This is a genomic window from Bradyrhizobium australiense (assembly GCF_013114825.1).
Lineage (GTDB): Bacteria > Pseudomonadota > Alphaproteobacteria > Rhizobiales > Xanthobacteraceae > Bradyrhizobium > Bradyrhizobium australiense.
Genome location: NZ_JAAVLX010000004.1, coordinates 115,568 through 128,689 on the forward strand (window position 1 = coordinate 115,568; position 13,122 = coordinate 128,689).

General features: G+C 60.3%; 21 protein-coding genes and 2 tRNA genes. 9 read left to right on the forward strand and 14 right to left on the reverse strand.

Annotated features, from left to right (window positions below; translation table 11 throughout):
- Positions 1-27: 27 nt before the first annotated feature.
- From HCN58_RS12510 to HCN58_RS12540, 7 genes are all read right to left on the reverse strand, one after another.
- Positions 28-252, reverse strand: a complete 225-nt coding sequence (locus HCN58_RS12510) for a hypothetical protein (RefSeq protein ID WP_171579580.1) — start codon at positions 250-252, stop codon at positions 28-30.
- 196 nt (positions 253-448) lie between these two features.
- The gene (locus HCN58_RS12515) at positions 449-994 is read right to left on the reverse strand and encodes a CAP domain-containing protein (RefSeq protein ID WP_171580347.1); all 546 of its coding nucleotides are present in this window, start codon (positions 992-994) and stop codon (positions 449-451) included.
- Between the two features lie 116 nt (positions 995-1,110).
- Positions 1,111-1,187: transfer RNA gene (locus HCN58_RS12520), tRNA-Pro, on the reverse strand.
- Positions 1,188-1,250: 63 nt separating this feature from the next.
- The gene (locus HCN58_RS12525) at positions 1,251-1,748 is read right to left on the reverse strand and encodes a DUF192 domain-containing protein (protein ID WP_376701172.1); all 498 of its coding nucleotides are present in this window, start codon (positions 1,746-1,748) and stop codon (positions 1,251-1,253) included.
- A 130-nt stretch (positions 1,749-1,878) separates the two neighbouring features.
- A complete protein-coding gene (locus tag HCN58_RS12530; protein WP_171579696.1) occupies positions 1,879-2,544 on the reverse strand; it encodes a cold-shock protein in 666 nt (221 codons plus the stop codon).
- 197 nt (positions 2,545-2,741) lie between these two features.
- On the reverse strand, positions 2,742-3,503 hold the full coding sequence (locus HCN58_RS12535; RefSeq protein ID WP_171579697.1) for an SIR2 family NAD-dependent protein deacylase: 762 nt from the start codon (positions 3,501-3,503) through the stop codon (positions 2,742-2,744).
- A gap of 155 nt (positions 3,504-3,658) precedes the next feature.
- A complete protein-coding gene (locus HCN58_RS12540) occupies positions 3,659-3,898 on the reverse strand; it encodes a hypothetical protein (RefSeq protein WP_171579698.1) in 240 nt (79 codons plus the stop codon).
- 38 nt (positions 3,899-3,936) lie between these two features.
- On the opposite strand from HCN58_RS12540, the gene HCN58_RS12545 reads away from it, so the two are divergent.
- Positions 3,937-4,236 carry a hypothetical protein gene (locus HCN58_RS12545; RefSeq protein ID WP_171579581.1) on the forward strand — a complete coding sequence of 100 codons (300 nt, stop codon included), beginning with the start codon at positions 3,937-3,939 and terminating at the stop codon, positions 4,234-4,236.
- A 432-nt stretch (positions 4,237-4,668) separates the two neighbouring features.
- Here HCN58_RS12545 and HCN58_RS12550 read toward each other — a convergent pair whose 3' ends face one another.
- Positions 4,669-4,854, reverse strand: coding sequence for a hypothetical protein (locus tag HCN58_RS12550; RefSeq protein WP_171579582.1), 186 nt, complete (start codon positions 4,852-4,854; stop codon positions 4,669-4,671).
- Between the two features lie 474 nt (positions 4,855-5,328).
- Between HCN58_RS12550 and HCN58_RS12555 the strand changes: the two genes are divergently transcribed.
- A complete protein-coding gene (locus tag HCN58_RS12555; RefSeq protein WP_171579699.1) occupies positions 5,329-5,475 on the forward strand; it encodes a hypothetical protein in 147 nt (48 codons plus the stop codon).
- Between the two features lie 139 nt (positions 5,476-5,614).
- The gene (locus HCN58_RS12560) at positions 5,615-5,809 is read left to right on the forward strand and encodes a hypothetical protein (RefSeq protein WP_171579700.1); all 195 of its coding nucleotides are present in this window, start codon (positions 5,615-5,617) and stop codon (positions 5,807-5,809) included.
- A 48-nt stretch (positions 5,810-5,857) separates the two neighbouring features.
- Here the strand turns inward: HCN58_RS12560 and HCN58_RS12565 are convergent, their stop codons facing one another.
- The gene (locus tag HCN58_RS12565; RefSeq protein WP_171579701.1) at positions 5,858-6,043 is read right to left on the reverse strand and encodes a hypothetical protein; all 186 of its coding nucleotides are present in this window, start codon (positions 6,041-6,043) and stop codon (positions 5,858-5,860) included.
- A gap of 108 nt (positions 6,044-6,151) precedes the next feature.
- Here HCN58_RS12565 and HCN58_RS12570 point away from each other — a divergent pair, with 108 nt between their 5' ends.
- Positions 6,152-6,382, forward strand: a complete 231-nt coding sequence (locus HCN58_RS12570; RefSeq protein ID WP_171579702.1) for a hypothetical protein — start codon at positions 6,152-6,154, stop codon at positions 6,380-6,382.
- 40 nt (positions 6,383-6,422) lie between these two features.
- Here HCN58_RS12570 and HCN58_RS12575 read toward each other — a convergent pair whose 3' ends face one another.
- Positions 6,423-6,719, reverse strand: coding sequence for a putative quinol monooxygenase (locus HCN58_RS12575; RefSeq protein ID WP_171579703.1), 297 nt, complete (start codon positions 6,717-6,719; stop codon positions 6,423-6,425).
- An 80-nt stretch (positions 6,720-6,799) separates the two neighbouring features.
- A complete protein-coding gene (locus tag HCN58_RS12580; RefSeq protein ID WP_171579704.1) occupies positions 6,800-6,955 on the reverse strand; it encodes a hypothetical protein in 156 nt (51 codons plus the stop codon).
- A 263-nt stretch (positions 6,956-7,218) separates the two neighbouring features.
- On the opposite strand from HCN58_RS12580, the gene HCN58_RS12585 reads away from it, so the two are divergent.
- Positions 7,219-7,377 (forward strand): Flp family type IVb pilin, encoded by a 159-nt coding sequence (locus HCN58_RS12585; RefSeq protein ID WP_171579705.1) that lies wholly within the window; start codon positions 7,219-7,221, stop codon positions 7,375-7,377.
- 218 nt (positions 7,378-7,595) lie between these two features.
- Here HCN58_RS12585 and HCN58_RS36735 read toward each other — a convergent pair whose 3' ends face one another.
- Complete coding sequence (locus tag HCN58_RS36735; RefSeq protein ID WP_283814567.1) at positions 7,596-7,730, reverse strand: hypothetical protein; 135 nt, start codon at positions 7,728-7,730, stop codon at positions 7,596-7,598.
- A gap of 572 nt (positions 7,731-8,302) precedes the next feature.
- Between HCN58_RS36735 and HCN58_RS12595 the strand changes: the two genes are divergently transcribed.
- Positions 8,303-8,755 (forward strand): VOC family protein, encoded by a 453-nt coding sequence (locus HCN58_RS12595; RefSeq protein ID WP_171579707.1) that lies wholly within the window; start codon positions 8,303-8,305, stop codon positions 8,753-8,755.
- A gap of 501 nt (positions 8,756-9,256) precedes the next feature.
- Positions 9,257-9,904, forward strand: coding sequence for a glutathione S-transferase family protein (locus HCN58_RS12600; protein WP_171579708.1), 648 nt, complete (start codon positions 9,257-9,259; stop codon positions 9,902-9,904).
- 60 nt (positions 9,905-9,964) lie between these two features.
- Here HCN58_RS12600 and HCN58_RS12605 read toward each other — a convergent pair whose 3' ends face one another.
- Both HCN58_RS12605 and HCN58_RS12610 read right to left on the reverse strand, forming a co-directional pair.
- Entirely contained in the window at positions 9,965-10,201 is a 237-nt protein-coding gene (locus HCN58_RS12605; RefSeq protein ID WP_171579709.1) for a porin, read from the reverse strand.
- 145 nt (positions 10,202-10,346) lie between these two features.
- Positions 10,347-10,607 carry a PilZ domain-containing protein gene (locus HCN58_RS12610; RefSeq protein ID WP_171579710.1) on the reverse strand — a complete coding sequence of 87 codons (261 nt, stop codon included), beginning with the start codon at positions 10,605-10,607 and terminating at the stop codon, positions 10,347-10,349.
- Positions 10,608-10,849: 242 nt separating this feature from the next.
- Between HCN58_RS12610 and HCN58_RS12615 the strand changes: the two genes are divergently transcribed.
- Together HCN58_RS12615 and HCN58_RS12620 are read left to right on the forward strand one after the other, a co-directional pair.
- Positions 10,850-10,924 (forward strand) — tRNA-Glu (locus tag HCN58_RS12615).
- Between the two features lie 960 nt (positions 10,925-11,884).
- Positions 11,885-13,117 (forward strand): Zn-dependent hydrolase, encoded by a 1,233-nt coding sequence (locus tag HCN58_RS12620; protein WP_171579711.1) that lies wholly within the window; start codon positions 11,885-11,887, stop codon positions 13,115-13,117.
- The last annotated feature ends 5 nt before the right edge of the window (positions 13,118-13,122 follow it).

Sequence of the window (13,122 nt, forward strand, 5' to 3'; positions counted from 1 at the left end):
ATCAACCTCGTCGGAATGCGAAAGCCGTCAGAGCGTTGCGTTGTTGCTGCGTTCGCCAATGCGGTGCAGTTGCGCGGTCCGAACCGGCATGCGACCCAGCACCGCGCGCCGCTCGTTCATGCGATCGCTCGGCAAGTCCGGCTGCGCAAAGCACTCAAGGATCTGAATGCGGATTTCCTCCGCGAGCGGGCCTTCGACCCGACGCATGCGATTCCAGAGCCGGATAATTTCCCTTTGCTTCTCGACATCCATTGGTCACCTCCGAACAACGACCGAAGAGAACATAAGGAGAACGAAATTGCAAGTCGCAAAATGGCTGCGGAGTCTCACATCACTCGAAACGCAACATCGAACTGGTTGCTCGCGCGCCTGGTGTTATTGATGGCAATCCCTCACGCCTCTGACCAACCATCATTGAGCGCGCGACGGAAGGCGACCAGTTTAGTTCCTAGAAGCAGAGGCTGAGAATTTTCAGTCGGCAGGCCTCGGCTGCGCGCGATTTGGGCTTCGCAGCGTTGGCCTGCTTTGAATCCTTCGGCGAACTCTTTGGCGAACTCTTCGGCGGCTTGGGACGCTCATAGTCGCCTGCGATTACCATGGCCCAGTACGTACGACCGGTCGTCGCGCTTTTCACGCTGGCAACACCTACGCGCGTCGCGCCGGGCAACAGGAGGTTTTTCCGGTGCCCTGACGAATTGATCCACTGGTCGAGGGTTTTGGGAAAACTGTCGTAGCCGTACGCAATGTTCTCTGCTGCGCGGCCTGCGCCCGCCGGGCTGACACGCGTATTGAAACGGCCAAGGACATCGTGATCCAGTTTGTCCTTTGCCGCCATCGCCTGGGCTTGATCATGTGCAATGCGCGTGAGCGTCCCATCCAGTGTTACGCGCTTCTCCCCGTGTTTTAGCCGAAAGTCCGAAATCAGCTGCGCGGGATTGGCCGCGGCCGTCCGGCTCGCGGCTGTGGCGGCAAAACAAATTACCAGTCCCAGCAGAAGGGCCTGCCGCGCCGGAATGACTGTCTTCCTGCCAACCACAAATAGTTCCCTGCCCTTCCCGCCTGTGCTGGGAGGATTCAATCGAAAAGGCTGCAGCAAGCCATTGATTTTATTGGTCGGGGCAGCTGGATTCGAACCAACGACCTGCAGTACCCAAAACTGCCGCGCTACCAGGCTGCGCTATACCCCGATCTGACGCTGGAGATGCTCGATACACGCTAAAACCGTAGCCATCAAGGCGATGGAAACCGGGTCAGCGCTTGTTGAAGAGCGGGTGCGCCACCCGGTCGCCCGGCTGAATGCCATATTTTTGCGCCGTGCCGGCAATCACTTCCAGCACACCCTTGGCGAGCCCGCCCGAAGAGATGATCTTCGTGGAAAGCGGCTCGGTATTCTCCGCAATACGCAGGATGCGGCCGTCGGCGCGGATAAAGATCATGTCGAGCGAGATGTAGGTGTTCTTCATCCACATCGAGATCTGCTGCTCCGGCGAGAAATCGAACAGCATGCCTTTGCCGTCGGGGAGTTCTTTCCGGTACATCAGCCCTTGGGTCTTCTCCTCCTCCGTGGTCGCCATCTCGACCAGGAACACGCGTACGCCTGACTTGGTCGCGATCTCGAGCGGCTGAACGCTCGCGGCCCGCGCGGCAGGATTGGCGCAGAGGATCAGGAGCACAGCAGACGCAGCGGCGAGCGGCGCCACCAGGCGGCCCGGGATGCGAAGCCGCGCAACCATCAAAGCGAAATTCATCAAAGCACTCACGCCGGATATCTCAGTAGAAATTGCCGGGAACCCTAACCTGAGGATTGCGGCAAATGCCAGAGGCCGCCGCGCTGAGGCGCGGCGGCCGGCTCAAATTTGCGTCAGTGGTACGGCAGGATCAATGCGACGACAGCGCCGATGGGCCGGTTTCGGGATGGATTTCGGCCGCCATCATGCCCTTGGATCCGGGCCCGAAGCGCACCAGCACGTACTGGCCCGGCCGCAGTTCGGTCATGCCGAAGCGGCGCAGCGTTTCCATGTGGACGAAAATGTCCGGCGTGCCCTCGCCGCAGGTCAGGAAGCCGAAACCGCGCAGCCGGTTGAACCATTTGACCTGGGCCCGCTCCAGACCGCTGGTCGGCGTGACGCTGACATGGGTCCGAGGCGGCAGCATCTGCGCCGGATGGATCGCGGTGGACTCGTCCATCGAGACGATCCGGAATGCCTGATAGCCCTTGGCGCGCTGCACGCATTCAACCACCAGCCGGGCGCCTTCATAGGCGGTCTGGTAACCGTCGCGCCTGAGCACGGTAACGTGCAGCAGTACATCGGGCCAGCCATTGTCCGGCACGATGAAACCGTAACCCTTCGAAGCATCGAACCATTTGATGATGCCCGATATTTCGACAAGGTTGGCCGCGGCATCGCCGAGCCCCGACAGCGCATCCATCGCCGGATCGCGCTGCGCGCCGGTTGTGTATTCACCTGGTCCAAGCCTGTTCTGCCCTGTCCCGCCTGTCGGCGGCCCCCCGAGCTTCTTGGACCCAAATTCGTCCGACCCCATGACCCCGGACCTCACACTTCAAATGCGGTCCACTGTCGCCGTAGCGGACCGGAACACGCGCCCTACCATGACCATCATGATAACGCAGCGCGAATCTCTCGAATCAAAGATAACACTCCCGATTGTGGCGCATAGCTAAAAAAACAAATCAGCCTGCAACTATGAACAGGCTTGCACAGCCGCGAATCAATTGGACATCAATTGCCTACAAACGGTCCGAGCGCTTCTCCGATGTCGTGACGGATGACAAGATCAGCCACGTCATCCTGTTCCGTGGGCTCGTTATTGATGATGACGAGTTTGGCGCCGGAGTTCTTGGCCATCAGCGGAAAACCTGCGGCGGGCCAGACAACTAGCGACGATCCGATTGCCAGGAACAGGTCGCAATGCTGAGCCAGCTCGGTGGCGCGGCGCATCGCGTCTTCCGGCATCGCCTGTCCGAACGAGATCGTGGCTGTCTTTACCGGTTCGTCGCAGATGGTGCAGTCGGGGGCGCTGCCGGCTTCCTCGAAGCGAGCCTTTACCCAAGGAAGATCATAGGCATGCCCGCAGCCGATGCAGCGGGCGTAAGTCGTGTTGCCGTGCAGTTCAACCACGTCGTCGGCCCTGAAGCCTGACGCCTGATGCAAATTGTCGATGTTCTGGGTAATGATCGCCGGCGTCTTGCCGGCCTTATAGAGCGAGGCCAGCGCGCGATGCCCGCGGCCAGGCTTGGCCGCTGCAAAGGTTGCCTCCATTGCAAAGCGTCGCCGCCAGGCCTCGGCCCGTGCGTCGGCGCTTGCAACGAACTCGTCGAATGCGATCGGGCGGTTGCGCGTCCACAAGCCGCCCGGCGAGCGGAAATCCGGAATGCCGCATTCGGTGGAAATGCCGGCTCCTGTAAAGGGAACGATGCATGCGGCTTCGGCGATCATGTTGCCGAGCTGCTCGACGCCGCTGCGCAAATCCTTGGCGATCACCGCTGATAATTTCCGAATGGTTGGGCCGCGCGGATTATAGCACGGCCGTTCAGATTGCCAGATCGATGCGCCCTGGCCGGCGGCGCCGCACGCACGTTCGTCAACGCGGCCTCATCAAGCCGGCTTAAACCGCGCCGCCTTGTCACGCCGCCGCGTCATGCTGCCTTGGCCACCGTTTCTTTCGGCTCCTTGGCTTCCTCTGACTTCTTCGCCTTCGGCGCTGGTGCGCTTTCCGTTTTCTTCATCGGTGGCTTGCCGTATTGGGCCAACTTTTCCAGTTCCGCTTCGAGTTCGGCGCGGCGCGCAGCGACTTTCTCAAACAACTTGTCGGTGGCGTGATCGCGCAGGCCTGCGAGTTCTTCGATGCTTAATGAATCCAGATCGATCTTTGCCATTGGAACCTCCAGTTTGTCTTTCGCTAACGGGAACCCGCATGAGCGACAAGAATGCGCCACACCTTATCCACCGCCTTCGCTTCAAGCGGCACGCGATCACAACGCGTCCCCATTCACGCCCCATTCGCGCGCGCCAATATGGCGGGCGCGAATCAACAAACGGACGGGCGATGACGGAGAAGGAACAAAGACTCGCGCGTGATCGTGCCGAAATCGCAGCACGCGTCGCGAGCTTCAGGGAAACCCAGCAGAAGTTCGAACGCGAGCGCGAAGAATATTACGAGACGACTCTAGCCAACGCGCTGAATGGATCCAGCCGACCCACGCTCTGGCGTTGAAGTGGAACCGGCAAAAGAACGGCCCCGAACTTTTCGCTATCGCCGACGGAATACAGCGCGGAACCCACGAGAAATCCACAGCGGCAGGAACGAAGCCAGTGCGCCGACGTTTTTTCTATGAAGTGCAGCAACCTTGCGAGAGGTGAAAGCACGAAAGACCCCGTCTAGATCTTCAGATGTAGGCGGGGTTTCGTTTGCCGGCTTGTCTGCACGCACGCATTGCGAACTATGCGATGCGGCTGACCTGACCATCGAATTGCGCGGAACGAATACGATCCGTTCGGTGTTTCACTACCGGGAAGGTGTCTCATGCCCGTGTGGATGGAAATTCTGATCAATTTGATCGGCTATGCCGGCTTTATCGCCATCGCGACCTATCACAAATCGCCGGGCGAAAAATTGCCGGACCGTTGAGTGCCTTCTGGCCAGGCGCTAGTTCGCCTTGTGTGGTTCACCCGCAGTGCGAACGAGCCGATCGGCCTTGACCAGCGCATGCCCGCTCTCACTCTGCGGTCGCAATGAAAAGCTGACGACGACAAAGGCGAGGCAAAACAGCAGGCCCACCACCATGACGCGTCGGTGGGTCGGTTCGTCCGCGTTGTGAAACGAAGGGACCATGGCCTGTTTTCCTGAGGCCTTTCCCTATCGCAATGCTGGATACACACAACGCGATTTGGGTTTTAACCTAACTGAATAGGGTTATCCGCGCTTTCGAAAGAATCCTTGAGCGGGCGGCCGCGCGGGCGCTTGCACTTCGGCCCGTCCGGATCGGCGAAGTTAATCCTCGCAGTCGTAGGCACGCACGCATTCAGGCGTCTTCTCCGGTCGCGCTGCACAGCGATGCCCAGTATCCGCAAACGGCACGCAGCCCGTCCGCGTTGGCGCGATCTGGCCGAACGGCCGGGCACTGCCGAGATGAAGCGGGAGCAATCGGGCATCGATCGCGCCGTAATGGAGCAAGACTCCTTTTGTTCCCCAGGAACGAACAGGGGGTGCGTTTCCGGCACGATCGCCTTCTTAAGATACTGTTACCTCGCCTATCGGCGTCGAACCTTTTTGGCGCAGCCCGTACCTATCTAAAATGGTGCTGCGATGACCCAGGCCGACCACTATCGAGAACAATCCGACAAAGCGCGACGGCTCGCCGAAGCCGCCAAGGATCCGGAAGCTTCGAAGAAACTGATCGAGATGGCCGAGGAATTCCGCCTCTACGCCGAGCGGCTGGAACAAACGTACTAGCGTAATCGCGCGGGGCGCGCGGGATAGAGGTTTTAAGCTTCTGTTTACCTCTTTGCGCTGTAGCGCCCCGCCGTTAACCGAACCTCTTTACAAGACGTAAACATGGACCTGACAAGTTCTGGTCAGGAGGGTTGTACCCATGGTCATTTACCCCATTCCGGTTGAAGTGACACAAGCCAGAATTCAGCTCGTCGTCGATCAGGGCGCCAAGGCGCCGCCGCATACGATCAATCAGGATCTAAGGGCCGTCGATCATGCCAAGGCACTCGCCATCGAAGCGGCCCTGGCCGATTTACAGACCGAAGAACCGTCGCTGGTAGACGTCAAGGCCTGACCTGAGGGGAATCTTGCGCGCGAGGGCTGGACTGCGTCCGGCACTCCCTCACGCTCGCCATGCGAGCTGTTGTGCGTGCACGACGCCGAGCGTCAGCAGGCTGCCGATGCCGGCGAGCACGGCCAAGCCTGCGAACCAGACCCACTGCGGCCGTTCCGTGTAAGCGAGGAAGGCAGAGCAAATCGTACACACGATGGTCGGCATATTTGCGACCAGTAAGACCCATGCCAGCACCTTAAGCCTCCCAGGAAGAACGCGGATGCGCAAAGGCTAGCGATCGTCGCTGAACGAACTGTGCGAGCGGTCACATCCGCATCGCGGAGGCTGCGCTACCGCTTCTCCATGACGCTGTTTCGCGACATGATGATCTGGACCGTTCAAGCCCTGCTGTTCTGCATCGCGATTGGCATTGCGGGACCGACGGCGCATCTGGCCGGCCCGCTGCTTGCAACGGCCTTTGCCGTCGACCAACTGATCCCGACGGTACTCGTCTTCTTTGCCGCAGCGGCCGCTCTCGGATGGCTTGGCAACCGGCTCTTGCCCGGCGACTGGTTGCACAATCCCCTGCTCTAGGCATTCGTCGCGACGGCCTTCCGGGTAGGGCGGCGGCGCCTTATCGCAGTATCGCCTCGGCGCGATAGAGCTTCATTCCGGGGGTTTCGCCAATCCGGCACTTGAGCGATTTTACGAATGCCTTCGAGCCTTCGACGGCAAAATGGGTGCGCAGCGCCGCCTCATCGGCCCATTGCTCGAAGAAGAACAGCCGCATCGGGTTCCGGCAGTCGACATGCACGCCATGCGAAATGCAGCCCGGCTCCTTGCGCGAGCGCTCGACATGCTCCAGGCACGAACGGAGCACGTCTTCGAAAGAATCCTCGCGCGCCAAAATACTGCCAGTTACAATAATCATGCTGGCCCCCTGTTCGTGTCAGCCAACCGGCCGCCCTTCAGGACGCCGGCCGTTGCGCGGCGAGGCAGGCGTATCCTTCGTTAATGCATCAGGCGCGGCACGACAACCGATACCGCCAGCAATACGCCGAGGCTGCTCACCACCGACAATTTCATCCGAGCCGTCCTGGCGTCCGTGATCGGGAGTACGAAAAAGAAAATCATCGCAAGAATGAGCACGCTATAGAGCAGGTACATGGTCGATCCTCCGTTGGTGCCACGATGGACGGAGGAGCCAATCACGTATGTGTAGGGCATCACGCTGCTGATGCGGCGTTCCGGGTCGCCAGGGAGAGCCGACAACAAAGCCGCGACGACACGAGCCGCGACTAACGCGATGAAGTCACTCCGTCCGCCCGGCGCCGCCGCTTCAACAAGCTCGCAATTTTACGCTTTTGGTTTTCTTGATAGCAACTTGAGCGTGCCACGCCATCCTTTGATCAAAGTTCGAGAGAGAAAGAATGTTTGGCAAGTTTTTGCGCGACGAGGGCGGCGCCACCGCAATCGAGTACAGCCTCATCGCTGGGTTTATCGCCCTGGCCATCATTGCCGCCGTCGGAATGACCGGAGAAAGGCTCGGGGCGCTATTTGAGAGTCTTATTCCCGCGTTGACCCGCTAGGACCGCAGGATTGTTCAGGCGCTTGGGGTCGCAACCGCCTGGACGGCCAGATGAAACGCGTCAGCGAACGAAAGCCAGAACAAGGACCAACGCGGCAGCGCCGAAAAAACCCGCCAAGAATATCGCCCGCCGAGCGGGAGTGTTCAGGACAATCTTGCCTCCCCGCGCCTTTTCGGCTGGGTAGGGAGCCGGTTGAGCGGGACCTTCGCGCACCATGGCTACGCCATCCAATAAATTGCTGTTCCAACGATAACGAGAGCAATGACGCCAGCGGTCACCGTCCCGAGCTTTCGTTCGGATGTTGTAGGCAAACCTTCCCGCGCCGCATTCTCATCAGCTAGTTCTTTTTTCATGCAACACCTCTCCTGATTCAAGACCGGCGTAGCGGTTTCGTTCCTCGGAACCCAGATTCGCAACTGGTCGACGAGAAGGAAGAGAGAGGGAATGAGTTCACGAGCACGTTTGGTTAGGCGAGCTGGAAGCTCTCCAGTGCATCGCCCTTGAGCTTCGTCCAAGCGGGCATCGTCCCGCAGCCTGACCATTCGTTGGTGCCGTCGCGGTACTTCGCTCGACGCTTTGCGCCGGCTTGCGGTTCGCTTTTCTTACTCGGCTGAGCAACGAGCACTCGCAATCTTTTGGATTCGCCTGAACGTCTCTAACGGGCTGTGACCCTTTCGGTGAGAAGAGCATTCATGCGGTGTCCGGTCAGCGAGTTCCGCGATGGAAAGGGAATCCATCTGTACGATCGCCTTCTGAGGCACGCGCTGGCCATCGGGATCGCAAACGGCGGAAAATGCGAACGGCTGCAGAACGAACCCTTCTTTATCCGCATGTTCTCGGTGACCTCTGATCCACTTTGCTGCTATTTTCCGCCCGAACCGCCCAGACCCAACAAAATTTCTGAACGTTCTCAGGAGGACAAAAAATGCGCTATCTCCACACCATGCTGCGCGTGCGCAATCTCGATACCGCGATGAAGTTTTACCGGGACGCGCTGGGGCTGAAGGAAGTCCGCCGGGTCGACAACGATAAGGGCCGGTTCACGCTGGTGTTCCTGTGCGCGCCCGAGGATGAGGGTCTATTCAAGGCCGCTCCCCAGAACCGCGGAGCGCCGCTGGTCGAGCTCACATATAATTGGGACGAGGAGAAATACGGCGAGGACCGCTATTTCGGCCACCTCGCCTACGAGGTCGACGACATCTACGCGACCTGCGACCGCCTGATGAAGGCCGGCATCACCATCAACCGCCCGCCGCGCGACGGCAACATGGCTTTCGTGCGCTCGCCCGATTTGCATTCGATCGAGCTGTTGCAGAAGGGCGAACCGAAGCCGCCCGCCGAGCCGTGGGCCTCGATGCCGAACACCGGCCACTGGTAGGCCTGGTACAATTTTGTCGTGCACGTCCGTCATCCGAGCTATCGCCTCGTGACAGAGCGGACGCGCGATTTCCTGACCGGACAAGTGAAAGCGAATGGCGGCTGACGCACAGCCGCCATTCCGACGATCTCAACGCCGAAGTGCGCGAGGGTTGTCGCTCCCGAAAATTCCGAAATCACAAAACGTTCCCGCGATCGGGTTGTTTTCTGCGCAGGAACAAGCTCCCGAACGGCGCGTTTTCTCCTCCAATGCATTTCGAGGAGGAGACGATGGGACGAGGAATTCTGCTGTGGTTGCTTGGCGTGCCTATTCCGGTGATCATTCTGCTGTGGTTGTTTCTCGGCCACTGATCGGCCGACGCGCCGCATGACGCGAGAATCCGGCTCTGTCGCACTGCGGCGGAGCCTGTTCTTTATTGGGCTCGAGCCCGCGCAGAAGCGCGCTTTTTCGCCGATCTTCGGCTATTAACGGCCAATCGGAAAATCAGCGGGAGCAACGCGCGTGGCCGACAACAACAAACAACAACTCACCATCTGGGGCCGGGCCAATTCGGTCAACGTGCAAAAAGTGCTGTGGTGCCTTACCGAACTCGATCTCGCCTATGAGCGCATCGATGCCGGCATGCAGTTCGGCAAGAATAACGAGGCAGCCTATCTGGTGATGAATCCAAATGGCCGCGTCCCCACACTGGTCGATGGCGACTACGTGCTGTGGGAATCCAATTCCGTGATGCGTTACCTCTGCATGGCCTATGGTGAGCGCTCGCCGATCTACCCCTCGCCGCCGAAAGCGCGCGCCGGCGTCGATCGCTGGCTAGACTGGACGCTCTCGACTCTGCAGCCGGTCGACCGGCCGGTGTTCTGGGCGCTGGTGCGCACGCCCGCCGAAAAGCGCGACATGGTCGCGATCCAGAACGACGTCGACGCGGAAGCCGCAGTGTGGCGGATCGTTGAGGCGCAACTGGCGACGCGGCGCTTCATCGAAGGCGATCAGTTCACGATCGCCGACATCGCGCTCGGCGCCTTTGCCCGGCGCTGGTTCGGCGTTGAAGGCGTGACAAAACCGAAACTGCCGAACCTCGAACGCTGGTTTTCGGAGTTCGCCGCCCGCCCCGGCTTCGTGCAGTTCATCGCGCCGCCGATGACATAGTTGCTTTAGGATCTCGTCATGCCCGGGCTAGCCCGCCACACGACGGAAGTGCAATCCTGGTCAGCGCGAGCCGGAGGACACGCCGGCGCCCAAGCTTACCGCCCCGCCGATTTTCATGCAGGTATGGGTGCCTTCGATCTTGACGAAGCCGGCGCCGTACTCCGCGCATCCATTGGCCGAGCTTCCGCGCTTCAGCGGAAGCAACGTGCCCGGTGCTGCGACCTGGTCGGACTTCTTGGGACGGGGTTGCTCCGCGAGCGCGGCAACCGCAGACAGCACGACAACAATCATCGCCATGAGGGATTTTCGCATCCCGCCTTTTATCGTCCTTCAGCCGTCAGTGCCAGACTAGAGCCCGTTCCGATCGAATCGGAACAGGCTCCAGATTCTGATTCACGCGTTTTCTTGCCGCGAACGGGCCTCCACTTGGCGAGAAAACGCGTTAGCGGACGAACTTGATGCCGACCGATTTGCCGCGGCGCCAGACCACCTCGCAACGGCGCCCGGTCCTGGCGTCGCGCGAAAACGCCAGCCGCAATTTCGCCGGCAGCGTGTTGGGATCGTCGATCGTGACCTTCGCACCCGTTGTGGACATATCCTGCACCACGCATCGGCGCGCGGCAAAACCGCCTTCGAGCGTAATCCACCCGGGCTGACTCAGTGATTTGCGCGTGTCGCGCTTCTTGCTTGATAGTAATGCCATGTCGAAAATTCCCCCGAGACAGCCCTACATCGTGCGGCTTTAAAATCCGTTGCTCGGCATGGTATGTCTCATCGTTCGGCCGAGGCGCTGACCAAAAGCGGTCGCAGAACGCTTTTTCGAGCGGCTTGCCCACCCGCCCAAACGCCACTATACGTTCGCCCGTCGTCGCCTCCACCAAACATGGCCGGCCGGCGGCCAACAGGCCCATCAAGCGCATAACGCGTTGATTTTCCGGTTGTTTTGCTCCCTTCGTCTATCGGTTAGGACGCCACCCTTTCACGGTGGAGAGAGCGGTTCGATTCCGCTAGGGAGCGCCATCACGTTGGCAACAAATTCAAGGCCCAAGCCGACCACGTTCAAGGCTTAAGGCAACCATTTTCACCGCTCAGGTTCCATCGTCCGCAGGTTCCCGCAAACGGACTGTGGCGCGTCAAGTAATTGAGGAACAGGGAAATGGATACGGCCGCTATTGCAATCACAACTTGTGTCGCACTTTATCTCGCGCTCCGCTTTACGTTGCGGTGCTACTTTCCGCCAGATACCTGACGGAGCTCTTCCCGAGCTTTGCGGATCATCCTGCGCAGGGAAATCCGAAAACGCGAAACGGCGCGATCAGTGGCCAATCGATGTTCTGTATCAATGCGCGAGTTTGGCTCTAGTAAAAAAGACCTGGGTGACCCTTGCGCGCATGACCGGTTGGGCGCCAAAGCCCAATCGGCGTTGCGCTTCACCGCAAGCTTACTTTCATGCAACTCAAATCTGGATTTGCCCGACACCCTTTGAACGGGGTGCAAGTGTTCACTCGGCGAGCCGGTCCGCGATACGCAAACGGCCGCACGTCGCATGGCCGCGCGGCAAGTAAGCCGCGCGCGCAGATCAGCAAAATGCTTTATCCGGGACTGCATTAAATACGACCAGTCAAATTGATGGGCGCGCCGGATTTGCAGGAAGCGCCCCGGCCGGACAGTCGAAACGGCCAGCGCGACGATTGCCGCAGCCATGATATCGTAGTCGGCGGCTCTCGGAAAAAGACGTCTCGATGCTCTCACAGCTTCTGCGGACAGAATGCGCGATTACACGTTAAAGGAGAAGGCAAAGATAACGGCCGGTGCAGTGGCGGCACTCGTCATCGTGGCATGGCTTGCTGTCATCGGATTTGCAGTGCTGGCCGCGGGATAGAAGGCGGCTGGCAACGTTCCCGGAACTTTGTTCTACTCAGGCAACATCAGGAACTTTGTTCTCCTCCGGAGAACTACGGAACGGCGACACGTAAATCCATGGCTGACAATCACTCGAGCATCGATGGCGACCGCGTCCTCGCCGATCTCAACGCACTGCGCGCCATCGGCGCCTACAAGACCGGCGTTCACAAGCCGACTTTCTCAGAACCGCATCTGCGCTCCCTGGCGTGGCTCGTGCAGCGGCTTCCCGAGGCCGGCCTCGCGGGCGAGATCGACGGCATCGGCAATGTTCTCGGCACCAGCGCGAAAGACGGGCCGAAGCTGCTGGCGGGGTCGCATCTCGAAAGCCAGAACCACGCAGGCTGGCTCGATGGTCCGCTCGGCGTGGTCTATGCGCTCGAAGCCGCCCGCGTCATCAATCCCGACTCGAATGTAAACGGCGCCGTCGAAGTCGCGGCGTGGTGCGACGAGGAAGGCCATTTCGGACACTTCCTTGGCAGCCGGTCCTACGTCGGCGGCGTCACCGAAGCCGATATCGACGCGGCGCGTGACCGCAACAATGACAGGAGCATGCGTGACGCGTTGCGTGATGCCGGCCTGTCCGGCCGTGCCCGCGCGAGGTGCGAGCAAGGGCGGCATATCGGATATCTGGAAGCCCATATCGAACAGGGCGAGACGCTCGAAAGCAGCGGCCTCAAAATTGGGATCGTCACGTCCATCGTCGGAATCTGGCAATACCGCATCACCTTCACCGGGGAACAAAACCACGCCGGCACCACGCGAATGGCCGTTCGCCGGGACGCAGGCCTCGCGCTCGCCAGATTTTGCGTCGATATCGACGATCGTTTTCCCGCCGCCTGCGGCCCGCGCACGGTGTGGACCACCGGCCGCATCACGCTCGATCCCGGTGCACCCAGCATCATTCCCGGAGTTGCGGAAATGCTGTTCCAGATTCGCGACGATGATCCTGCCGTGATTGCGCGGCTGGAGGAGCTCCTCCACAGCATGGCCGCAGAGGCCGAAGCCAACGGCCGCTGCGCCGTCGCGGTGGAGCGCATCCGCACCGGAACGCCCGCGCGGATGGATGCCGCGTTCCAGCGTGCCATCGAGGCTGCCAGCGCAGCGTTTGCCGACGGCAAATCACTCCGGATGCCGAGCGGCGCCGGTCACGACGCCCAGATTCTCTCAACCGTCATGCCGGCCGGCATGCTGTTCGTGCCCTCGATCGGCGGCATCTCGCATCACTGGACGGAGAACACCGCCGACGCGGATATCGTGGCGGGCGCCGAAGTCTTTGTCGAAGCGTGCCGGCGGCTGTTGGCGCGATGAGGCGG